Annotated in this window: 17 protein-coding genes; 13 read left to right on the forward strand and 4 right to left on the reverse strand. The window is 49.0% G+C overall.

The genetic code is table 11. The annotated features are described in order from the left end of the window. Positions 1 to 9: 9 nt before the first annotated feature. The 5 genes from tsf (at position 10) to ACEW9O_RS16850 (ending at position 6,022) form a co-directional block, all read left to right on the forward strand. A complete protein-coding gene (gene tsf, locus ACEW9O_RS16830; RefSeq protein WP_373551350.1) occupies positions 10 to 840 on the forward strand; it encodes a translation elongation factor Ts in 831 nt (276 codons plus the stop codon). A gap of 139 nt (positions 841 to 979) precedes the next feature. Continuing rightward, positions 980 to 1,693, forward strand: coding sequence for a UMP kinase (gene pyrH / locus ACEW9O_RS16835; protein ID WP_373551351.1), 714 nt, complete (start codon positions 980 to 982; stop codon positions 1,691 to 1,693). A gap of 264 nt (positions 1,694 to 1,957) precedes the next feature. Next, positions 1,958 to 3,385 (forward strand): PQQ-dependent sugar dehydrogenase, encoded by a 1,428-nt coding sequence (locus tag ACEW9O_RS16840; RefSeq protein ID WP_373551352.1) that lies wholly within the window; start codon positions 1,958 to 1,960, stop codon positions 3,383 to 3,385. Positions 3,386 to 3,517: 132 nt separating this feature from the next. After that, positions 3,518 to 5,254 carry a GMC oxidoreductase gene (locus ACEW9O_RS16845; protein ID WP_373551353.1) on the forward strand — a complete coding sequence of 579 codons (1,737 nt, stop codon included), beginning with the start codon at positions 3,518 to 3,520 and terminating at the stop codon, positions 5,252 to 5,254. A 129-nt stretch (positions 5,255 to 5,383) separates the two neighbouring features. Continuing rightward, the gene (locus ACEW9O_RS16850) at positions 5,384 to 6,022 is read left to right on the forward strand and encodes a gluconate 2-dehydrogenase subunit 3 family protein (protein ID WP_373551354.1); all 639 of its coding nucleotides are present in this window, start codon (positions 5,384 to 5,386) and stop codon (positions 6,020 to 6,022) included. Between the two features lie 150 nt (positions 6,023 to 6,172). On the opposite strand, the gene ACEW9O_RS16855 is transcribed toward ACEW9O_RS16850, so the two are convergent. Beyond that, positions 6,173 to 6,565, reverse strand: coding sequence for a DUF3127 domain-containing protein (locus ACEW9O_RS16855; RefSeq protein WP_373551355.1), 393 nt, complete (start codon positions 6,563 to 6,565; stop codon positions 6,173 to 6,175). A gap of 143 nt (positions 6,566 to 6,708) precedes the next feature. Continuing rightward, entirely contained in the window at positions 6,709 to 7,788 is a 1,080-nt protein-coding gene (locus ACEW9O_RS16860) for an ATP-grasp domain-containing protein (protein ID WP_373551356.1), read from the reverse strand. A gap of 179 nt (positions 7,789 to 7,967) precedes the next feature. Between ACEW9O_RS16860 and pyk the strand changes: the two genes are divergently transcribed. The 6 genes from pyk to hflX all read left to right on the forward strand — a co-directional run bounded on the left by pyk (position 7,968) and on the right by hflX (position 15,591). Beyond that, positions 7,968 to 9,413, forward strand: coding sequence for a pyruvate kinase (pyk, locus tag ACEW9O_RS16865; protein ID WP_373551357.1), 1,446 nt, complete (start codon positions 7,968 to 7,970; stop codon positions 9,411 to 9,413). A gap of 143 nt (positions 9,414 to 9,556) precedes the next feature. Continuing rightward, the gene (locus ACEW9O_RS16870; RefSeq protein WP_373551358.1) at positions 9,557 to 10,564 is read left to right on the forward strand and encodes a sugar phosphate nucleotidyltransferase; all 1,008 of its coding nucleotides are present in this window, start codon (positions 9,557 to 9,559) and stop codon (positions 10,562 to 10,564) included. A gap of 20 nt (positions 10,565 to 10,584) precedes the next feature. Continuing rightward, positions 10,585 to 12,273, forward strand: coding sequence for a tetratricopeptide repeat protein (locus ACEW9O_RS16875; RefSeq protein WP_373551359.1), 1,689 nt, complete (start codon positions 10,585 to 10,587; stop codon positions 12,271 to 12,273). Continuing rightward, entirely contained in the window at positions 12,266 to 13,078 is an 813-nt protein-coding gene (locus ACEW9O_RS16880; RefSeq protein WP_373551360.1) for a DUF4292 domain-containing protein, read from the forward strand. Before ACEW9O_RS16875 ends, ACEW9O_RS16880 begins: the two co-directional genes overlap by 8 nt. A gap of 16 nt (positions 13,079 to 13,094) precedes the next feature. Continuing rightward, on the forward strand, positions 13,095 to 14,372 hold the full coding sequence (locus tag ACEW9O_RS16885; protein ID WP_373551361.1) for a murein hydrolase activator EnvC: 1,278 nt from the start codon (positions 13,095 to 13,097) through the stop codon (positions 14,370 to 14,372). Between the two features lie 4 nt (positions 14,373 to 14,376). Next, complete coding sequence (gene hflX, locus ACEW9O_RS16890) at positions 14,377 to 15,591, forward strand: GTPase HflX (protein WP_373551362.1); 1,215 nt, start codon at positions 14,377 to 14,379, stop codon at positions 15,589 to 15,591. A 2-nt stretch (positions 15,592 to 15,593) separates the two neighbouring features. Here hflX and ACEW9O_RS16895 read toward each other — a convergent pair whose 3' ends face one another. Together ACEW9O_RS16895 and ACEW9O_RS16900 are read right to left on the reverse strand one after the other, a co-directional pair. Beyond that, on the reverse strand, positions 15,594 to 17,087 hold the full coding sequence (locus ACEW9O_RS16895; RefSeq protein WP_373551363.1) for a hypothetical protein: 1,494 nt from the start codon (positions 17,085 to 17,087) through the stop codon (positions 15,594 to 15,596). Between the two features lie 143 nt (positions 17,088 to 17,230). Further along, positions 17,231 to 19,000 carry a DNA polymerase III subunit gamma/tau gene (locus ACEW9O_RS16900; RefSeq protein ID WP_373551364.1) on the reverse strand — a complete coding sequence of 590 codons (1,770 nt, stop codon included), beginning with the start codon at positions 18,998 to 19,000 and terminating at the stop codon, positions 17,231 to 17,233. 200 nt (positions 19,001 to 19,200) lie between these two features. On the opposite strand from ACEW9O_RS16900, the gene ACEW9O_RS16905 reads away from it, so the two are divergent. Together ACEW9O_RS16905 and ACEW9O_RS16910 are read left to right on the forward strand one after the other, a co-directional pair. Further along, positions 19,201 to 20,067 carry an ADP-ribosylglycohydrolase family protein gene (locus tag ACEW9O_RS16905; protein ID WP_373551365.1) on the forward strand — a complete coding sequence of 289 codons (867 nt, stop codon included), beginning with the start codon at positions 19,201 to 19,203 and terminating at the stop codon, positions 20,065 to 20,067. Positions 20,068 to 20,073: 6 nt separating this feature from the next. Further along, positions 20,074 to 21,711 (forward strand): NAD+ synthase, encoded by a 1,638-nt coding sequence (locus tag ACEW9O_RS16910; RefSeq protein WP_373551366.1) that lies wholly within the window; start codon positions 20,074 to 20,076, stop codon positions 21,709 to 21,711. Positions 21,712 to 21,872: the final 161 nt, after the last annotated feature.

Genomic DNA, 21,872 nt, shown 5'->3' on the forward strand with positions numbered 1-21,872 from the left:
ACACTTACCATGAGCGTTACCATCTCTGCCGCTGATGTAAAAAAATTGCGTGACATGACCGGTGCCGGTATGTCTGACTGCAAAAATGCATTGGTCGAAGCTGAAGGGAATTTCGATACAGCGATCGATTTGCTACGCAAAAAAGGACAAAAATTGTCCCTGAAGCGTGCAGATCGTGAAACTACTGAAGGTTGTGTATTGGCACTTGTGTCGCCCGACAAAACACGTGGTGTAATCGTTAAATTGGGTTGCGAAACCGACTTCGTTGCCAAAAATGAAGATTTTATCGCCCTGACCCGCGGTTTTGCGGAACTCGCTCTGGCAGAGTTTCCAGAAAACCTGGAAGCGCTTTTGGCCTTGTCATACGAAGACATCACCGTTGGTGAAAAAGCCATCGAACAAGTCGGCGTAATTGGCGAAAAAATTGACGTTGTATACGAACGCCTTGAAGCAGCCATGGTTTGTCCTTACATCCACATGGGCAACAAAGCCGGTGTATTGGTAGGCTTGAACAAAACTGCCGACAACTTCTACGATGCTGGCCGTGATGTAGCCATGCAGGTAGCTGCCATGCACCCCGTTGCCCTGGACAAGGACGATGTTGATGCAAGTGTAGTAGAAAAAGAAATTGAAATTGGTAAAGAACTGGCGCGCAACGAAGGCAAACCAGAAGAAATGCTTGAAAAGATCGCCTTGGGCCGTTTGAACAAGTTCTACAAGGAGAATACCCTGGTCAACCAGGACTTCGTGAAGGACAACAAACTGACCATTGGCGCTTACCTCAAGTCCATCGATAAAGACTTGGTCGCCACGGGCTTCAAACACGTGAAACTGGGTTAATCCAGAAAGGCGAATCGGAAAAATTTCCGGTTCGCCTTTTTCATTAATAGCAACTACACAGTTTTGGAAAACAACCACATTAGGAGTTATTCTACAAAACTGCTATCTTCGACTTCAAATTAAAAATCAGCTTTGGCGCATGCAGCTCAAGTACAAACGTATCCTGCTTAAACTCAGTGGAGAATCCTTAATGGGTGACCAACAATTCGGCATCGACGCCAAAATGTTGTTTCACTACGCCAATCAAATTAAGGGCCTCATCGACATTGGTGTACAGATCGCCGTAGTGATCGGTGGCGGGAATATTTTCCGGGGTTTATCCGCCAGCAAATCAGGAATTGAGCGCGTTCAAGGCGATTACATGGGCATGATGGCCACCGTCATCAACGGCATGGCCCTACAAAGCGCCCTCGAAGGTTCGGGCATTTATACCCGCCTCATCTCGGCCATTGAAATGAAACAAATCGCGGAACCTTACATCCGCCGCCGCGCCATTCGCCATCTTGAAAAAGGCCGGGTGGTCATCTTCTCTGCGGGCACCGGCAGCCCCTACTTCACCACCGACTCGGCCGCCGCCCTCCGCGCCAACGAAATCAACGCCGACGTCATCCTCAAAGGCACCCGGGTAGACGGCATCTACAGCGCCGATCCCGAAAAAGATCCTACCGCCACCAAATTTGATACACTCACCTACGCCAAAGTCATCAGCCTCGGCCTCGGAGTCATGGACATGACCGCTTTTACGCTCTGCCAGGAAAACAACCTACCGATCATCGTTTTTGACATCGGGGATCATGAGAATTTGAAGCGGATCGTGAAAGGGGAGAATATTGGGACGCTGGTGGAGGGCTAGTAGCGGCAAGCCTTGCGCTTGCCCAATCCGCGTTTTAGCCCATTAAAAAAGGAAGGATTACCAAGATTCATATCAATTCATCAGTTGTCAAATGCTTATTTTGATGCTGCGCAATAGCGTCTATACCTAAAACTTGCCATCCCTTCCCCCCATCGTCAAAAACCATTCACCCCCCTCACTCGTCATTCGGCAATTTTATTTGCCCAAAGTCCTTTTGGCCAACACAATTCTTTATATTCGTGGCTGCACCCAAAAGTATTCGCAATGACCAAGTACTTCTCCTTTACGACTCTAGTGCTCCTGGCCCTGGGCCTGGCCTATGTTGATTCCAATCAAACCGACAAGATCACCCAACAAAAACGCAGTCCTGAGCAAATTTTTGATGAATTGTGCTCTTCCTGCCACGGTGCATCTGCCCAAACCTTTGTGGATCGGCGTTGGAAACACGGCAACTCCCGTGCCGAACTCATCACCACCATCACCAATGGTTGGGCCGACAATGGCATGCCGTCCTTTGGTAAAACCCTTAAGAAAAAAGAAATTGAGGGCATGGCCGATTACATCCTGAAGAACCTTGCCAACATGGGCAAGTTCGACGTGACCAAAGTGACCCACCCACGCCCCGGAGAAACCTTCACTTCGGAAGGTATGAAATTTCAAATCGAACGAGTAGCCGAAGGGCTGGATTCTCCCTGGGGTATGGCCTTTTTACCCGGTGGCGACATGCTCATCACCGACCGCAATGGTAAAATGTACCGCCGCAGCGCCGCTGGCGACATGCAGCCCATCAGTGGTGTACCGCCCGTAGTGGCTGAAGGCCAGGGTGGCTTGCTGGATGTGGAATTACACCCTCAATTTGCCCAAAACAACCTGATCTATCTTTCTTATTCCATCGGCAAGAAAGAAGGCGATAAGGTATTGACCAGTACTGCCATTTCCCGCGCCCGTTTGGAGGGGAATCAATTGCTGGATGAAAAAATGATTTTCGACGCCCAGCCTTATTTCACCACCCGCCACCACTACGGAAGCCGGTTAGAATTTGGCCGTGATGGTTACCTGTATTTCAGTGTAGGCGACCGGGGCAACCACTACAAAACCTCGCAGCAACTGGATGCTGGGGGAGGCAAAATCCACCGCATCAAGGATGATGGTTCCATTCCTGCCGACAACCCATTTGTGGGTCAAGCTGGCAAAACTGCCTCGGTTTATTCCTATGGCCACCGCAACCCCCAAGGTTTGTGTATGGACCCCACGACGGGCCAAATTTGGGCCACTGAGCACGGTCCCCGTGGTGGCGACGAGATCAATATGATCAAAAAAGGAGCCGATTATGGCTGGCCGACAATCTCCTATGGCATCAATTACGACGGGACCATCATGACCCCCAAAACTGCCCAGGCCGGCATGGAACAGCCCATCCATCAATGGACACCTTCGATCGGCCCCAGCGGGATGACCTTCGTCAAAGGTGACCGTTACCCTGCCTGGAAAGGCAATCTTTTGTTGGGCTCCTTGCGCTTCCAATACTTGAGCCGCGTCGTCCTCAAAGATGGCAAATTCCAAAAAGAAGAAATCCTCTTGCAAAAAATGGGCCGCTTGCGCAACGTTGAAATGAGCCCGGACGGCTACATTTATATCGCTACCGAACAGCCTGGGATGATCAACCGCATTGTACCTGTTGCAGCTAACTAAGGGGCGATAAAAAAATAAGTGCTCATTTTGCTAGAGGATTAGATAAGTAAACGCTTCATTTTAAGTGTCTTATCTAATCCTTTGGTTCAAGAAAAATGGGCACTTATTTTTGCCCCACAACCCATACAACTCATGCAGATCAAAGAAGAACCCAAAACCTACGACGTCGTCATCGTTGGCTCCGGTGCCGGAGGTGGCATGGCCGCGTACATGCTCGCCAAGGCGGGCGCGAAGGTATGCCTTTTAGAAGCAGGTGGTTATTACGACCCTGCCGACCCCAAATACATTACCCAGCTCAAATGGCCATGGGAGTCGCCCCGCCGTGGAGCAGGCAGTACCCGTGCTTTTGGCGATTTTGACGCAGCCTGGGGCGGCTGGCAAATTGAGGGGGAACCCTACACTACCGTGGGGGGTACCGAGTTCCACTGGTTCCGCTCGCGCATGTTGGGTGGGCGTACCAACCACTGGGGCCGGATTTCCCTACGCTTTGGACCCGACGATTTCCGCCGAGGTTCCATGACTGGCATTGGCGACGACTGGCCCATTGGCTACGACGACCTCAAACCTTTTTACGATCGGGTGGACAAACTGATCGGGGTTTTTGGATCGGTGGAAAATTTTCCCAACGAACCCGATGGCCATTTTTTACCCCCTCCCAAGCCGCGATTGCATGAGTTGATGATCAAAAAAGCAGGCAAAAACATCGGCGTTCCGGTGATTCCTTCCCGCTTGTCGATCCTCACCCAAAAGATCAACGATGAACGTGGGGTTTGTTTCAACTGTCGGCAGTGCAACCGGGGTTGTGCCGTATACGCTGACTTTTCTTCTTCTTCCGTTTTGGTCATTCCTGCCCTAAAAACGGGTAACCTTACGCTGGTCAACGGGGCCATGGTGCGTGAGGTGCTCACCGATACACAAACCGGATTGGCTACGGGGGTTTCCTACGTAGATACCCTCACCCGTGAGGAAGTCAGCGTCAAAGCCAAAGTGGTGGTGCTGGCTGCCTCGGCCTGCGAATCGTCCCGTTTGTTGCTCAACTCTAAAAGTGGACGTTTCCCGCAAGGTTTGGCCAACAGCAGCGGGGTGATCGGCAAATACCTGAACGACTCCACGGGGGCCAGCCGCTCGGGTTTCATTCCCGCCCTGATGGACCGCAAGCGCTACAACGAAGACGGGGTTGGCGGCATGCACGTGTATACACCCTGGTGGCTCAACAACAATAAACTTGACTTTGCCCGCGGATACCACATTGAATACGGCGGGGGTATGGGTATGCCGGCCTATGGATTTGGTATGGGCATGCAGGGGTCCAATGGCAAATATGCTTACGGGGATGGCTCAACCAAACCCGCTGGTGGTTATGGTTCTCGCCTCAAGGAGGATGCCCGGCGCTTCTTTGGTGCCTACATCAACATGGCGGGCCGCGGCGAACCCATTCCACTCGAAAGCAACTACTGCGAAATCGATCCCGACAAAGTGGACAAGTACGGTATCCCAGTACTGCGTTTCCACTACAAATGGACGGATCACGAGATCAAGCAGGCCAAACACATGCAGGATACCTTTGAACAAATGATCGTCGAAATGGGGGGGATTCCGCAAGGCAGAAAACCAGGTCCGGAGAATGATTATGGACTGGCCAAGCCTGGACAAATCATCCACGAGATCGGCACCGTGCGGATGGGCAAAGACCCCAACAAGTCGGCCCTCAACGAGTGGCAACAAGCGCACGATGTAAAAAATCTGTTTGTGGTGGATGCAGCTCCCTTCGTATCGCAAGGGGACAAAAACGTGACCTGGACGATCCTGGCTTCTTCGATGCGCACTTCGGAATACATTATTGAACAGGTGAAGGCCAATAAAATTTAAGAAGTAGTTGAGAAAGTTGAGGGAGGTTGAGAAGGTTGAGGCTACCGCAAGCGACATTGTCAGCGTCCCTTGCGGCAGCCTCAACCTCCTCAACCTTTCTCAACCTCCCTCAACCAAAAATATCTTCCAATGAAAAGAAGAGATTTGCTCAAAAATATCGCTTTGACTTCAGTGGGTGTAGCTACGGCGGCCACTGGTCTCAATGCCAGCCCAACAAAGGAGTCTGACCTGGAAGCGGGCAAAAAGAAAAAAAAGAAGGCCGCGCCTGGGCGTACCCCCGAGGAGGTAGAACGCGACGCCAAACTGATGGCGGAAACCTTCTTCACGCCACACGAAATGGCCACCATCACGGTCATTTGTGACATCATTTTACCAGCCGATGCAACTTCAGGCAGTGCTTCCCAAGCAGGAGTGCCTGCCTTCATCGAGTTCATGGCCAAGGACATGCCTCAGCAGCAAACGCCCTTGCGTGGCGGCATGATGTGGATCGACAACCAGGCGATGAAACGTTTTGGCAAAAAGTTCGTGGCTTGCACTGCTGCTGAGCGCATCCAAATCGTGGACGATATTGCTTATCCAGAACAGGCCAAACCCGCGATGAAACAAGGGGTAGCCTTCTTCAACCTGATGCGCGATTTGACCATGACCGGGTTTTATACCACGGAAATGGGCTTTCAGGATTTGGGCTATGTGGGCAATCAGCCGAATACCTGGTTGGGTGTGCCAGAAGAGGTGCTGAAGCAGTATGGGCTGACGGGTCAGGAATAGATGGTCAATTCAACCAATAGTATATAATTACTGAGGTGTATCTTAGGTGTCTGAGGTTTCTTAGGTGGTGAAAAATAATGAGACCTGCGAAGCAGGTATTTCACCACCTAAGAAACCTCAGACACTAAAGACACACCTCAGTAATAAAGCCTAAAACGGCAGATCATCCATATCCTTACTATTCCCACCGCCCCCACTCGTCCGCTCATCACCAGCGCTAGGGAAAGATCCATCCTCCTCCGCCGAAGCACTCGGCGCGCTACTCTTCTCTGCTTTGGAAGGCCGATCCAAACGCCATGCGTTCAAATTCGTGAAATATTTGCCTTGCCATTCCCGACCGCGCAGGTCGAAATGCACCTTGATGTTTTCACCTTCGGTATAATCGTCGATCAGGGCACAACGGTCTTGCACCAGTTGAAACTTGACGAATTGTGGGTACTGTCCACTTTCCACTTCAATCACAAACTCACGAGCCTGGAAGCTCCCTGATTTATTTTCAGATGGATAGACCTTATGCAATTTTCCTTCAACTTCGAATGACATGATGAATGGTATTTTTTGAAGCGTGAAAATACAAAAAGCTTTTTAAAAAGTTGAGGAGTTGAGAGGTTTATAAGTTGAGTAATAGGCGCTTCGGCTCCGCTCAGCGACCGATTGCTCAACTTCTAAACCTCTCAACCCCTCAACTAGCCATTGAATTCAATATCCCGGGTAGAAACCGCCAATACATTTTGCCGATGGCGAATGGCGAGGTACAGCAGTTCGAGCACACTCAAACCTTGTAGAAAAAAAGGCCGCTGGTCTTGCGAGTGCCAGATAACGTCTTCCAGTTTTGAAAAATCGCTGGAAAAAATCGACCCCGGTTGGTTCAGGAGCCAAGCCAGTTTGATGGCTTTGGTTTTGGTGCTGCGTAGTACAAATTGCTGATCGGACAAAAAACAGCTAGCCAAATCCTCGCCCAGCAAATGTGCACCACTCGTTGAGCGTGGGTTACACTCCAACACATACAGTTTATCGCCGCAGAGCATGAGGTCAAAACTCAGTTGCCCCTCAATTTGGTAATGCTCCCCAAATTTTTTCACCGCCTCAAAAATGTCCTGCCGAAAAAAGCCCTCGAAGTATACACTAGCCCCTTTACCCGCTCGTTGCATGGGGCGATAGGCCGCAAAGCCCCCCAGTTGCCCCTGGTGCCAAATGGAATACACACAAATTTCCTGTCCGAACAGCCGTTCCTGCGCGATCCAATCCTGAGGTTTTTTGCGTGGTGTCTGGCATTTTTGCTCCGGCTGTCCAATGATTACTTGACTGGCAAAACGGGAAAAAACGGGTTTAAACACGTAAGCTTCCGCATTTTTCCAGTCTTCAAAATCGGCACAAGAAAGAGTGGCTGGAATCTGAAAAAAGTTTTGAGCCAAATCCAAAAAACGCTGTTTGTGGTGCAATTCCACCATGAGCTCAAAGCCATTCGTCCACACCCGACAAGGCAATTCATCCTTGATTTTACTCACATAAAAAGTCTCTTCACAAGTGGGGATCAGGTGTTCAATCTGGTAGCGCTCCACCAAATCTTTCAGGGCTTGGGTAAAAGCGGCAAATTCTTGCACCGGGGCCGGAATCCGCAGGTATTGCTCCACGAATCCACTCCAGCGTGCGATCGGGAACAAGTTCATATCCGCCAAATAAACCCGATGCCCCTGTTGTGCAAAGGCCCGGCACAACTCCAGGGTCACCGGAGCGCGTGCACCTGTCAGCAAGATGGAACTCATGATTCTGGACTGGGAATTAAAGTGCTAATCATTGCAAGTGTTTTTGTTTTCTCCAATATAAACGTACTTTTGCACCAAAGTTTATTGTAAAATTTACACTTAGTTCGCCTTAGATAATTTTCTTTGTGCAAGCACCTTATTAACCAACTTTTATTTTCATCCAACCTTTAATGCAAACGATGGAAGCTATTGCGCACCCAATCAAAAACACAAAAATCGTAGCAACGGTCGGCCCGGCCTCCAAAACCTACGAAGCTCTACTCGATTTGGCCAAGGCCGGGGTGAACGTGTTTCGCCTCAATTTTTCGCATGGTACCCATGACGATCACCTGCAGGTCATCAACCACGTAACATACATCAACGAGAAATACGGAATGCACCTCGGTGTTCTCGCCGATTTGCAAGGCCCCAAATTGCGCGTAGGCGAGATTGAAAACAACGCACTCGAGCTCAAGCCAGGCGATGTGGTCACTTTTGTCAACGAAAAATGTGTGGGCAATATGGAAAAAATCTACATGAGTTACCAGGATTTCCCCAAAGATGTAAAAGCGGGCGAAACGGTACTTGTAGATGACGGCAAACTGGTTTTTGAAGTGGTAGAAACCAACTCAAAAGACACCGTTAAGCTGAAAACCATTTACGGTGGAATCTTGTCCTCGCGTAAAGGTGTAAACCTCCCGAATACCAAAGTATCACTGCCTTGTTTAACTGAAAAAGACCTGGCGGACTTAGCTTTCATCCTGACTCAGCCAGTCAACTGGATTGCCTTGTCCTTCGTTCGCCGTGCCTCCGACGTGAAACAACTGCGTGAAATTCTGCATGAAAAAGGACACCCTGCCAAGATCATCTCCAAAATTGAAAAACCCGAAGCCATTGACCGAATCGACAAAATCATCAAAGCATCCAATGCGGTGATGGTGGCTCGTGGTGACCTCGGGATCGAAATGCCGATCGAGCAAGTGCCGAATATTCAGAAAATGATCATCCAAAAGTGTTTGCAACGCGCTCGTCCCGTGATTGTAGCCACCCAAATGATGGAGAGCATGATAACCAATCCATCTCCTACCCGTGCCGAAGCTACCGACGTAGCCAACGCCGTATTGGACGGTGCAGATGCAGTGATGTTGAGTGGAGAAACCGCTTCGGGCATGCACCCCGTAAAAGTGGTTGAGTACATGACGAAGATCATTGTAGAAGCTGAAAAGCACTTCACCATTGGCGCACGTCGCCCCCAACCTTCGCCTCAATCGCGTACTTTCCTTTCCGATGCCGTGTGTTTGAATGCCGCCAAAACTGCGGAAGACATTCACGCCAAAGCCATCGTGGGGATGACCAGTTCGGGATATACCGCGTTTAAAGTATCGAGCTACCGCCCCAAAAACACCATCGAAATTTACATCTTTTCAGATCGCCAGCACATGTTGTCGACCCTGAACCTGGTGTGGGGTGTGCGCTGTTACTACTACGACCAGTTTACGACCACCGACGAAACAATCACCGACGTAACCGAAATTTTGAAGCAAGACGGTGTCATCAAGGAAGGTGACATCATTGTCAATACTGCTACCATGCCCTTGCATCGCCGCCATCGTACCAACATGCTTAAGGTGACTGTTGTAGAGTAAGCTGCGTCTACAGGTTGAACAAGCGCTTTATGCGGCGCAAAAGAGTCTACAAGTTTGTATCATTTGAGGATGAAAATGTGTTGAGCGTGCTCAAGAGTTCTCCCTTAAAAAATACAAACTTGTAGACCTCAAAAGTATTTTACATGAAAGTAATTATCCCCATGGCTGGACGAGGTTCACGCTTACGTCCACATACCTTAACTATTCCAAAACCACTTCTTCCTATTGCAGGCAAACCCATCGTACAGCGTATTGTTGAGGATTTTCATGCATCATTTTCAGAAGATATTGAAGAAGTTGCCTTTGTTGTCGGCGATTTTGGTAAAGAAGTAGAACTCCAACTGGAAGGTATTGCCGCTTTGATCGGTGCCAAATGTTCCATTTACAAGCAGGATTTGCCTCTCGGACCTGCTCACGCCATTTACAAAGCACGCGAAAGTTTAGAGGGGCCTTGTATCGTGGCCTTTGCGGATACTTTGTTCAAAGCCGATTTCAATTTTGACACGACCCAAGATGGACTGATTTGGGTCAAACAAGTGGATAATCCGGCTTCTTTTGGTGTAGTGAAGGCCAACGAGGACAACATCATCACCGATTTTGTAGAAAAATCGCCTGTCTTCGTCTCTGATCAAGCCATTGTGGGGATTTATTATTTCCGCGACGGTGGTTATTTTCGCAGCCAGGTCGAACGACTAATCAATCAAAACATTAAGGATAAAGGTGAGTTTCAAATCACTTCGGTGCTCGAACTCATGAAAAACCAGGGCACTCGTTTTCGCAAAGCCACCATCGAAGAATGGCTGGATTGTGGCAACATGGAAAATATGCTGGAGACGAATCGGAGGGTGCTGGAATTGAAAGAAAACTTCGAGCAATTGATCGATCCCTCGGCAGACTTACAAAACAGCAAAATCATCCCCCCCTGTTATATTGGACCAAATACCCAAATTCGCAATTCAGTGATTGGTCCTTTCGTTTCAATTGGAAGCAACTGTTGCATTGAAAATGCTGTTATTGAAAATAGTGTCATTCAGAACGAAGCCATCGTACGGCATGTGTCCATGAGCCAATCCATGATGGGCAATCAAAGTGAATACACTGGGGTTCCAAAAGCATTAAATATGGGTGATTTTACCTTCTCAAAAGGGTAATCGCCCCAAATCTTTGGTTTATGAGGAGTTTAATCATCACTGTACTGTTTTTGGGCATGATCAGCCTGCATGCGCAAGAAATAGTTGGCAATAAAGAAATAGATCGCGAGGCCCTGCTCATTGAGGCCAGCAAGGAAAAAATGCTGGGCCGTCTGGACAAAGCCAAAGAATTGTACAAACAACTCCTCACCGAATTCCCCAATACTGAAGCCGCAGCCTATGAATTGGCGCGGATTCTTATAGTGCAAAAACAGCCAGAAGAAGCCATCATTTGGGTCAGCAAAGCCGTAACGGCCAATCCTTCCAACGTTTGGTACAGCATCCTCAAAGCCGATGCCCTACAAGCAATGGGTCAATACAAGGATGCCGCCGCCGTTTACGAACAGTTGACCCGTCAGCATCCCACCCAATCCAATTATTTTTACAAGTGGGCTTTTTATCTGGTCAAAGCCAACGAACTCAATGCGGCACTCAAAGTATACGACGATCTGGAGCGCCGCAATGGCATAGATGAAAACCTCATCCGCCTCAAACACGGCCTTTATGTTGCCCAAGGCGATCAGAAAAAAGCCACCCGGGAATTGTTGCGACTAGCAGAAGCCCATCCCACCAACGTTGACTATTGGCACAACCTGGCCGAATACTATACCCAAAACGGTGAAAAAGAACAGGCACGTGGAGTATACCGCAAGATTTTAGCCCTGGATCCCAATGACGCCAAAGCCAATCTGGCTCAGGCTGGTGGTGACGTCAACAAACAAAACGATGCGCAGTATTTGGGGTCACTGCGCCAAACTTTTGAAAGCCGCGAGGTTTCGTTGGAAGTGAAACTGGGTAAAATTTTACCTCTGGTTGAAAAATTCAAAACCGCCAATGACACCACTTTGGGTAGTGAAATATTGCAACTCTCCGAGATACTGGAAAAACAATATCCCAAAGAAGCCAAACCTTTTGCCATAAGCGCCACCGTTTTGAGCAAACAAGGTAAAAAGGCCGAGGCTGTCGAAAAAATGCGCCAGGCCCTCAATCTAGACGATACCGACTTCAGCTATTGGGAAACCTTTTTTGGTGATCTGGAAACCACGGGAGATATGCCTGCACTGCTAAAGGCGACCGAAAATGCACTGGATGTATTCCCCAACAAACCCGAAATATACGTGTATGCAGCAAGTGCCGAATTGGCCTTGCATCACCTGAGCAATGTGGAAGATCTGGTAGCCCAGGCACTGCCGATGTCGGCCAAATTCCCCGTTGTTCGCCAACATTTGATGAGTTTGTTGGCCATGGCACAAACGCAGGAAAACAACCTTGCTGGGGCAGATCAGAACTTTGCCGAAGCCCTCAAAATCAATGCCAATGCCGCCACCGTACTGGCATGGCAATCCTTAAGCTTTGCCCAGCGTACGAATGGCACTGCCCAGGCACTACAATTGGCTCAAAAGGCTCTACAAACTGAACCGCAGTCGCGCCTCGTCACTTTTGCGCTTGCTCGTGCCCAATTCCGCAGCGGCAACAACAGCGAAGCAAAAAGCAAAATAGAATCCTTGTTGCCCAGTGCCAATCCGCTTTACCTCGAACAATACGGTGATGTTCTATTTAAAAGTGGTGATACCGCCGCGGCAGTACAACAATGGGGATTAGCCGTAACAAAAGGCAGTACTTCTCCGTCTTTGAAGAAAAAATTCAATGAAAAACAATTGCATGAATAAGGGCTTAAATATATCTGGATGGGATTTTCTTGGGGTGAACAATCGGATTGGTAATCCCCAATTGTTTTTGCTATTGCTGCTGGCTGGCCTTAATTTTGCTTGTGGCACCTCCAAGAAAGTGAATACTACCGACTTAAGTTCCACGGAACTGTTGGTACGCCGCATCGAGACCAATCAGATCAAAGCCAAAACCTTTGATGCCCGAGCCAAAATTGATTTTCGCAGCCCGGATATGTCTGCTTCCGCCACGGCCCGCATCAAAATGCAAAAGGACAGTTCCGTATGGGTTACCCTCAGCAAATTGGGCTTTGAAATCGCCCGCGCCCTGATCACCAAAGACTCTGTCCATATCCTCGATCGCATCAACAACGAATATGCCGTATATGGCCTCGATCACCTGAGTAAGGAATACCAGCTACCGGGCAATTTGTTGCTGATTCAGCAAGTTGTACTAGGCAATCCTTTTTTCTTGTCGCGCAAGTTTAGCAGTACTTCCGAGGGAGACAGCTATGTGTTGAGCGATTCTGGTTCGGGCAAAGAGGTGAAAATGTCGCTTGAAAAAGCAGCTTTGCGCCTGCGCAATTTGCAATATTTGGAGCCTGGCGCTTCGCGTAGTCTAAATTTGGATTTGGAAGAATACAAAGCGGCTAACGACAAACAAGATTTTTCGTACCTTCGTAAATTCGTGGTGGACAGCCGCGAAACAGGAAAAGTTGAAGTAAATATTCAATTCACACAGGTAGAACTCAATGTCCCTATATCGATGCCATTTGATGTTCCACAGCGCTTCAAAAGGATCAAATAAACGAATCATTGGTCGGGTGCTGTTATTGCTACTGGGTTTGTCCTTGTGGACGCAGCTGGTTTTTGCCCAAAACAGGAAAGACCTGGAGGACAAACGCCGCAAGTTGATCGAAGAAATTGATCAAACCAATACCCGTTTGTCGGCCACGCGCAAAGACAAAAATGCTGCCCTGCAAGTATTCCTGACCCTCCAATCACAAGTCAAGAAGCGCGAGCAACTCATCAATACCCTACACCAGGAAATTACTTTTAATGAGGAAAGTATCCTGCGCACCAATGATGTTTTGGTAGCCCTTCAGGACGATGTTCAGCGCCTGAAGCAAGAATATACCCAAACCCTGCGGCTGGCCCTGCGCAACAAACTCAACCAAAGTTACCTGGTCTTTTTATTGTCTGCCGACAACCTCAATGCTGCCATTCGCCGCTGGCAATACATCCGGCAATACCAGCGCTACCGCAAGCGTCAGGCCAAAATGATCGCCGAAACCCAAAAAACCTTACAGTCCAAAACGATCCAACTGGAACGCCGCATCCGGGAAAAAGAAAAACTGCTGGGTGGTGTAGAGCAACAAAAACAAAACCTCAGTGTTGAATTACAGGACAAAGACAAAGCCCTCAAAAGTTTGAATGCCGATGAAAAGGTGTTGCTCAAGGAATTGACGGATCGGCAAAAAAACCACAACAAAGTCAATCGGGTCATTGAAAATGTGATCCAGCAAGAAATGTTGGCCCAACGTAAAAAAGCCCGTAGTGCCGAGGCCCTGGCCAATGCCAATAATCCCGCACCCGTCACGGTGTTGCCTTCTACCAAAACGGATCGCAATACCAGCAAAGCCAGCGCCAATACTCCATCACCGACCAATACTCCTCCTGCCGAGGACGTACTGGCCACTGGCTCCTTTGGCGCTCGACGGGGCCGACTCGGCTGGCCTGTCGATCAAGGGCGCATCGTGCAAGGTTTTGGTACTTTTCAGCACCCCAAATACAAAGATGTAAAGGTATCCAATAGCGGGCTTGACATCGGAACAGTTGCCGCAGGCAAAGTGCGGGCCGTTTTTGAAGGCAAGGTCGTTGGTGCTCAATTCATCAATGGCTATCAATACACCGTAATTTTACAACACGGTACTTATTATACCGTGTATTCCAATCTTGCTTCAGTAAGCATCAAGAGAGGAGATTCCGTCACGAGTGGACAAGAAATTGGCCAGGTGGGAACTGAAAAGCCCGAAATGCACTTTGAACTATGGCGGGACAAACAAAAACTCAATCCCACAAGCTGGTTAGAACGAAAATAAACATATGGCAAACGAGTGGAACATCGGAGAACAGCGGAAAAAAGGCATCAAACAAGAGGCGGAGTTCGCCCTGTTGGTGGGGGTTATCCACAAATCGCAGACCGAAGAACTAGTTGAAGAATACCTGGATGAATTGGAGTTTCTGGCCCTTACGGCCGGAGCAGTAGCGGTAAAACGTTATACACAAAAACTGGTTGCTCCTGATTCCCGAACCTACATCGGTAAAGGAAAGCTGGAAGAAATTGCCGACTACATCGAGCGGCACGAAGAAATTTCGATGGTCATTTTTGACGATGACCTTACGGGCAAACAAACCAATGCCCTGGAAGAAGCTCTGAAAGTCAAAATCATCGACCGCAGTAGCCTCATCCTGGACATTTTTGCAACCCGCGCTCAAACCGCGCAGGCCAAAACCCAGGTGGAACTGGCCCAAATGCAATACTTGCTGCCGCGCCTGCGGGGTCTCTGGACGCACTTGGAACGCCAACGTGGGGGTATCGGGATGCGGGGCCCCGGGGAGAAAGAAATTGAAACAGATCGCCGGATCATTCGCGATAAAATTGCCCTGCTGAAGGACAAGCTCAAGGTGATCGACCGCCAGGCAACTACCCAGCGCAAGAACCGGGGGGAATTAATCCGGGTATCACTGGTGGGCTACACCAACGTAGGCAAGTCGACCCTGATGAACCTACTGAGCAAATCGGAGGTTTTTGCCGAAAATAAACTTTTTGCAACGCTGGATACGACTGTGCGCAAAGTGGCCTGGGATAATGTGCCCTTTCTGTTGTCCGACACAGTTGGGTTTATCCGCAAATTGCCCCACCACCTCATCGAAAGTTTTAAATCCACCCTCGATGAAGTACTCGAAAGTGACATTTTGCTGCACGTGGTAGACATCTCGCACCCCCAACACGAAGATCAAATCCGTACCGTCAACAATACCTTGGAAGAATTGCAGGCCCTGCAAAAACCCACCTTGTTTGTATTCAACAAAATTGACCGTTACCGCGAGTTGCACTACGATCCGTTTTTGGAAGAAGACGCCAAGGAGGAAATTGAAATAGGCATCCGCGGCAACCTCAAACACCTTTTCGCCCACGAGAACGTACTGATCTCAGCCATGAGCAAAGAAGGCGTGGATGAACTGCGGGAGAAGGTCTTGAAAATGGTGAAGGAGCAGTACCATATTCGGTATCCGTATCAGTCGCGGCAGTGGTAGGACTACTGCTTCACCAACCCGGCAATTTGCTCCACAATGTAGACCAAAGACAAGCCCCCCGCCTTATTCGGCTCAGTCCCCATTAAAAACACCTCGTCATCATTGATTTGTCGACAGTGTTGGGGTTCTAGCGTGGCATTGGGGCGCAGGTTGAATTTGGATTGTAGTGGCCGCATTTCGAGGCGTCCAATTTCTTTCATCTCTACCAGAAAGGCGCGGCCAGGGGTATCGGTGCGGATTTTTTTGCCCCGGTCATCGGTTGCGCCATTGTTTGGGTCTACAAAAATGAAAAAATACTTATCCCCCTGACGGAAATAAAAACCTGCGAGAAACCCTTGTGCAACCTCCCCCGGGCGTGACTGTGAAAAGGAAAAAGGAGTTGGCAACACCCGGATTCGTTGCAACACCATATCCGGGCGAATATCAATGACCAGCGTATTGTCCCGCCGACCTGCAATCAGGGCGTAGCTCCCATCGGCATCGGCGTGCAATTTGCCCAGTTCATAACCAAAAAGGGTGCGATCAATTTGGCCGCGACTCAAAAATTTATCTTCCGATCCAATATTCAACGCAGTTGTAAAGGTCTTTTTATCGATCATATTCAAACGCTGAATGGTTTGATTGGATTCAGCGGCGATTTTGATCGTAAATAAACCTTTGTATTCCGAGGTTTCAGTTTTGCGAAAAAAACCACTCGCCACCATGTCGCCCTGTTGGTTCATGGAGTAGGCCAGATTGGCCAGGCTGTATTCGCCCAATTCCAATTGAATCAAATCAACCCGGGAAGATTTACCCGACATCAACAAAATAATCCGTTCGATGTTTTTTTCCTGCACCTGAGTGCTCGCCGTATACTTGTCTGAATAATTTTCACCAAAAATAAAGGCACTACCATCGTTGCGCATCAAACAACCGTACACCAAAAAATTGCGGTTGGCATAACCCAGGGTGTACTTACGGGCCCAGAGGCTTTCCATTTTTTGATCAAAAACCTGCACCAATAGGTTCACCGAATCCTGCGGAGGGCCGATGGGCCAATTGAAAAACATCATTTTGGTGCTGTCTGGCGATATACTGAAACCACAAAATGCGTAAACGGAAATGGGTGGTGTGCGCACTTTGCCGAGGGGTTTCACCAGGGTGGTTTTGAGGCTATCCAAAGTCAGTTGAACCAACTCGTACGCTGTGCTCCGTTGGGTAGGGTAATAATGGGCCAACAACAAATTGAGCCGATTTCCCCACTTGAATACGGATTCTACCTTGGAGCGGGCGCCTTCCGTTTTGAGGTTGATTTCGGCATAAGCGCGCTCGATTCCACCTTTCCCCAAAATCTGCAGATGGATCATCCCCGGAAATTTGAGGTCATTTTGCCGGATTATAGCGACATCACTACCACCCAAAGGTAAGGCTTCTCGAAACTTGAACTCTGCATTTTGGGCAAGCGATCGGGCAGAAATAAGACAGGATAAAATCAGAAGTAGGTAGAATTTTCTCATGCTGGGCTAATCATTTCGACTACGGAACGGAAATGAAATAAAGGTACAGATTTGAATCCGTTCCTAATGGCTAAAAAACCATTCAAAATACGCGACAATAAGCGAAAAATGTATTAAGACCTTGTTAAATTTTAATTTTTGTATCAATCTCCATCGAAACGCAAGCCAAATTTCTCTGCCAAATCCTTTACCTGAGGATTTTTTTCGTACATCGCCAGCAGCCTTTCCTTGTTGTTGAGCGGGCGGACGGGTTTGGGTTTTTCTGACTGCAAGGTTTTTTCCAGTTCTATTTGTAAAATCAAATCTTTTCGGCCAAAAGTCCGGCGCAGGTATTCCATCAGGTTGCGTTCCTGGCGTAGGGTACTTTCAACCAGGTTGGAGCTTACTTTGGCAGTAAGAACTGGATCGGACCAGCTCAGTGGAATACCCCGCAAAATGTTGCGGGTGGTTTCTTGTTCCACCCCGGTCAAATAATCAGTCCAAGCTTTTTCGATGTTTTCCTGGTGAATCTCCACACTGATTTCAGCTTCCGCCAGTTTGGTTTCGGCGTGCACCTCGGCCATGAGGTCATCCAATCGACCAATGCGAGGGGTAGTTACCAAATGTGAAGGAGCCTTGACATTGCTGCTTGCCGGAGTGGGTACTACAGCACTTTCTTGTTCTGGCGAAGCCGTATTGCTTTCCGAGGGGGCGCTGCCGCCGCTGTTTTTGTTCGTCGGAGTAGCAGCAGGGCTCATGGCTGCCGTTGCAGGAGTGCTGGCAGGTTCTAGGTTGGATTCAGGATTTTTTTTTTCAGCCGCTTCTGCAACATTTTTTACGGCCCGGTTGATGTAGGTCATTTTGATGAGGGCCATTTCTACATGCAAACGTTTATGGCGGGCCATGCGGTAATTGATGTCGCAATCGTTGCACAAGTTAAGGGCCGTCAACAAAAACGAACTTGGGGAAATATGCGCCTGGGTGCGGTAACGTTCCTTGAGGTTGTCGGTCAATTCCAGCAAACTGATGGTCTGTGGATCCTTGCACATCAGCAAATTGCGCAAATGTTCAGCCAGGCCATTGATGAAAATATCCGCTTCGAAACCCTTGTTCAGAACGTCGTCAAAGAGCAGCATTACCTGCGCCAAATCTTCCACCAAAAGGGCATCGACAATTTTGAAGTAATAATCGTAGTCCAGCACATTGAGGTTCATGATGACGTCCTCGTACTTGATGTGCGTGCCCGAATACGAAACAATGCGGTCAAAAATAGAAAGCGCATCGCGCAGTGCCCCATCGGCTTTTTGGGCAATGACGTGCAGCGCATCTTCGTCGGCCTCAATGTTTTCTTTGCCACTGATGCCTTGCAAGTGCCGCACCATGGAAGGTGCCTGGATGCGTTTGAAGTCAAAAATCTGGCAACGCGACAAGATGGTGGGAATGATCTTGTGCTTTTCAGTCGTAGCCAGGATAAAAATGGCGTAACTCGGCGGTTCTTCCAATGTTTTCAAGAAAGCATTGAATGCTTGTTGAGAAAGCATGTGCACCTCGTCAATTATAAAAACTTTATATTTACCTTGCTGTGGTTGAAAGCGTACTTGCTCGATCAAAGCGCGGATGTGTTCCACACTGTTGTTGGAAGCCGCATCGAGCTCGGTAATGTTGAAAGAGGCATTGTCGTTGAAAGAAGTACAGGACGAGCAAGCATTGCAAGGCTCCAGCTCTACCCCAGGGTTTTGGCAGTTGATGACTTTGGCCAAAATCCGGGCGCAGGTCGTTTTGCCGACTCCACGCGGGCCACAAAACAGAAACGCATGCGCCAGGTGATCATTGCGCAGGGCGTTTTTGAGGGTATTGGTCACATGTTCTTGACCAACAACATCCTCAAAGGTGACTGGACGGTATTTGCGAGCCGAAACGACAAAATTACTCATGGATGCAGTTTTGCTATGCTTCCACACAGAAGACTTTAGGAACAATAGATTTTATGAACAAAAAATCTAGTTTGCAAACTTACAAAATTTGTACTGTGCGGGCTAGTAGTTAAATCAAACTGAGCATAAAAAAATTTATTTAGCACTTAGTTTGACTTTTAAACTAAGTTCGCTTAATTTTGAACCATAAAATCAAACTTATGCTGCTGGAAGGCGCCATTGGGGATGCATACGGAGCGGGGTTTGAGTTTGTGTACCGCCTGATTATTCGGCGGCGCAACAAGCTGAAGAAATACAAACGCCACCCGTTTTACCGAACCATCTGCGGACACTACACCGATGATACTCAAATGGCGCTGTCATTGGCGGAGTTGATTGTAGACGGTACCGAGTGGACGCGGCTCAATGTAGCCAATAAGTTTGTCGAGGTGTTCAAACGAGACACCCGCCAAGGCTACGCTTTCCGTTTTTTTGGTTTACTCAAAGAGGTAGCTTCAGGGCAGGAGCTCCTGGAGCGGATCATCCCCAGTAGCGAGCGCAATGGATCAGCCATGCGGGCCTATCCCATCGGCGTGTTGGGTTCGGAAAAAGAAGTGCTGGAAAAAGCGACGCTCCAGGCCCGGATTACCCACGATACAGAATGGGGCATCAGGGCCGCTCAAGCCATTGCCTTGATTGCGCATTTTTTTTTGTACCAAAGGGGCACCAAAGCACAATTGATTGCCTATTTGGCCGATTGGCAAGGGGTACATTGGCCCCTGGACTGGCAGGGTGAAGTGCCGATGAAGGGCAAAGAAACCGTGGAAGCCGTACTGAGCCTCTTGGTGCGGGGGGAAAGGATGAGTTCCATCCTTTGGGAGGCCGTTGACCTGGGCGGAGATACCGATACAGTAGCTTCATTGGCCCTGGCGCTGGGTAGCATTTGCCCGGAGATTGTGCAGGATTTACCCGATTGGATGTTTGAACAACTGGAAAATGGCCCCTACGGGCGCAGTTATATCGAAAACCTGGATCGACAACTGTTGGCACATTTGCCGATCTCAGGACACCTCAACAGAAATTTATAAATCACCATGCGTATCGCTATCGCCCAATTCAACGCCCACATTGGCAACTTTGAGGGCAACCTGTCCAAAATGTTACAAATGACGGCTACGGCCAAAGCTCAGGGAGCAGACATCATCTGTTTCCCGGAATTGGCCACTTGTGGCTACCCGGCCCGTGACTTTTTGGAGTTCGACGATTTTATCCAGCAGGCCGACGCCAGCATCCAAACCCTGGCTAAGGCTGCCCAAGGCATTGCCATTGTGCTGGGTTCGCCTACCCGCAATCCGCAGTTGGAGGGCAAAGACTTGTACAACTCCGTCTATTTTCTGGCCTATGGGCGGGTGGAATACGTCCAGCACAAAGCCCTGCTCCCCACTTACGATGTCTTTGACGAATACCGCTACTTCCAGCCCGCTTCGGAGTTTGGAATCGTGGAATACATGGGCAAACGCATCGCCCTCACCGTTTGTGAAGACATCTGGAACGTGGGCAACGAAAACCCGCTCTACACCATTTGTCCCATGGACGAAATGATGCCCTATAAGCCCGAGCTGATGATCAACGTATCGGCTTCGCCCTTTTCCCATGACCATGCTCCTGAACGGATTCACGTCGTTCGGGCCAATGTGGAGCGCTACAATGTGCCGATTTTTTACGTCAACCATGTGGGCGGGCAAACCGAATTGTTGTTCGATGGTGGCTCGGTGGTGATGTCGCCCAATGGGAATGTATACGATGAGATGCCCTTCTTTGAAGAATGTATCCGGGTCTACGAGCTGGACGACGTGATGTTGGGGCAAAAACAGGTAGAACTGCCGCGTGAAAAAACGCCACTGATGCACGACGCCCTGCTGATGGGGATAAAGGATTATTTTGGAAAACTGGGGCTAAAAAAAGCAATCCTGGGCCTTTCTGGTGGGATCGACTCAGCAGTAACGGTAGTACTAGCCGCTCGCGCCCTCGGGGCCGACAACGTGCGCGTGATCCTGATGCCCTCGCAATATTCCTCCGATCACTCCGTAAACGACGCCCGCAAATTGGCGGAAAATCTGGGCGTACAATACGACATCATCTTCATCGAACCCATGTACCAGGCTTACATGGAAACGCTCACGCCGCACTTTTTTGGCTTTCCTTTCAACGTTACTGAAGAAAACATCCAGGCGCGGATTCGGGGAATGCTCCTGATGTCTTTTTCCAATAAATTTGGTCATATCCTGCTCAATACCAGCAACAAGAGTGAAATGGCAGTGGGCTACGGCACCTTGTACGGCGACATGTGTGGCGGCCTATCCGTACTCGGCGACGTGTACAAAACCGAAGTGTACGAACTGGCCCATTACATCAACAAGGATGGGGAAGTGATCCCAGAAAATTCCATTGTGAAACCGCCTTCTGCGGAGCTCCGCCCGGGGCAAAAGGACAGCGATAGTTTACCGGATTACGATGTTCTGGATGCCGTGCTCTACAACTACATCGAGCGCCACCAAGGCCCCAAAGAATTGATCGACATGGGTTTTGACGATGCATTGGTGCGTCGCGTACTGCGTTTGGTGAACATCAATGAGTTCAAACGGCATCAGACTGCTCCGGTATTGCGGGTGTCGGCCAAGGCATTTGGCATGGGTCGGCGGATGCCGATTGTGGGGAAGTATTTGTCGTAGTGGAGCCGCAGGGCCGTGTGACTTTGCCTATCGAATTTCAATAGACTTGAGGTAAGTTGAAAATCAAGGATTTGTGCACAAATCTAGAACCCCGCCCTGAAAGTCTAAAACTTTCGGGGCGGATATTCAGATCGGTGGGGCCAATATTTGTAAGTTCTAAA

The organism is Haliscomenobacter sp. (assembly GCF_041740695.1).
Classification (GTDB): Bacteria; Bacteroidota; Bacteroidia; order Chitinophagales; family Saprospiraceae; genus Haliscomenobacter.

Excerpts from the sequence above, each read along its gene's own strand:
- ACEW9O_RS16895 (WP_373551363.1), bottom strand. The coding sequence starts at position 17,087 with ATGAGAAAATTCTACCTACTTCTGATTTTATCCTGTCTTATTTCTGCC.
- ACEW9O_RS16840 (WP_373551352.1), top strand. The coding sequence starts at position 1,958 with ATGACCAAGTACTTCTCCTTTACGACTCTAGTGCTCCTGGCCCTGGGC.
- pyrH (WP_373551351.1), top strand. The coding sequence starts at position 980 with ATGCAGCTCAAGTACAAACGTATCCTGCTTAAACTCAGTGGAGAATCC.
- hflX (WP_373551362.1), top strand. The coding sequence starts at position 14,377 with ATGGCAAACGAGTGGAACATCGGAGAACAGCGGAAAAAAGGCATCAAA.
- pyk (WP_373551357.1), top strand. The coding sequence starts at position 7,968 with ATGGAAGCTATTGCGCACCCAATCAAAAACACAAAAATCGTAGCAACG.
- ACEW9O_RS16910 (WP_373551366.1), top strand. The coding sequence starts at position 20,074 with ATGCGTATCGCTATCGCCCAATTCAACGCCCACATTGGCAACTTTGAG.
- ACEW9O_RS16845 (WP_373551353.1), top strand. The coding sequence starts at position 3,518 with ATGCAGATCAAAGAAGAACCCAAAACCTACGACGTCGTCATCGTTGGC.
- ACEW9O_RS16870 (WP_373551358.1), top strand. The coding sequence starts at position 9,557 with ATGAAAGTAATTATCCCCATGGCTGGACGAGGTTCACGCTTACGTCCA.
- ACEW9O_RS16855 (WP_373551355.1), bottom strand. The coding sequence starts at position 6,565 with ATGTCATTCGAAGTTGAAGGAAAATTGCATAAGGTCTATCCATCTGAA.
- ACEW9O_RS16905 (WP_373551365.1), top strand. The coding sequence starts at position 19,201 with ATGCTGCTGGAAGGCGCCATTGGGGATGCATACGGAGCGGGGTTTGAG.
- ACEW9O_RS16875 (WP_373551359.1), top strand. The coding sequence starts at position 10,585 with ATGAGGAGTTTAATCATCACTGTACTGTTTTTGGGCATGATCAGCCTG.
- ACEW9O_RS16900 (WP_373551364.1), bottom strand. The coding sequence starts at position 19,000 with ATGAGTAATTTTGTCGTTTCGGCTCGCAAATACCGTCCAGTCACCTTT.
- ACEW9O_RS16860 (WP_373551356.1), bottom strand. The coding sequence starts at position 7,788 with ATGAGTTCCATCTTGCTGACAGGTGCACGCGCTCCGGTGACCCTGGAG.
- tsf (WP_373551350.1), top strand. The coding sequence starts at position 10 with ATGAGCGTTACCATCTCTGCCGCTGATGTAAAAAAATTGCGTGACATG.
- ACEW9O_RS16880 (WP_373551360.1), top strand. The coding sequence starts at position 12,266 with ATGAATAAGGGCTTAAATATATCTGGATGGGATTTTCTTGGGGTGAAC.
- ACEW9O_RS16850 (WP_373551354.1), top strand. The coding sequence starts at position 5,384 with ATGAAAAGAAGAGATTTGCTCAAAAATATCGCTTTGACTTCAGTGGGT.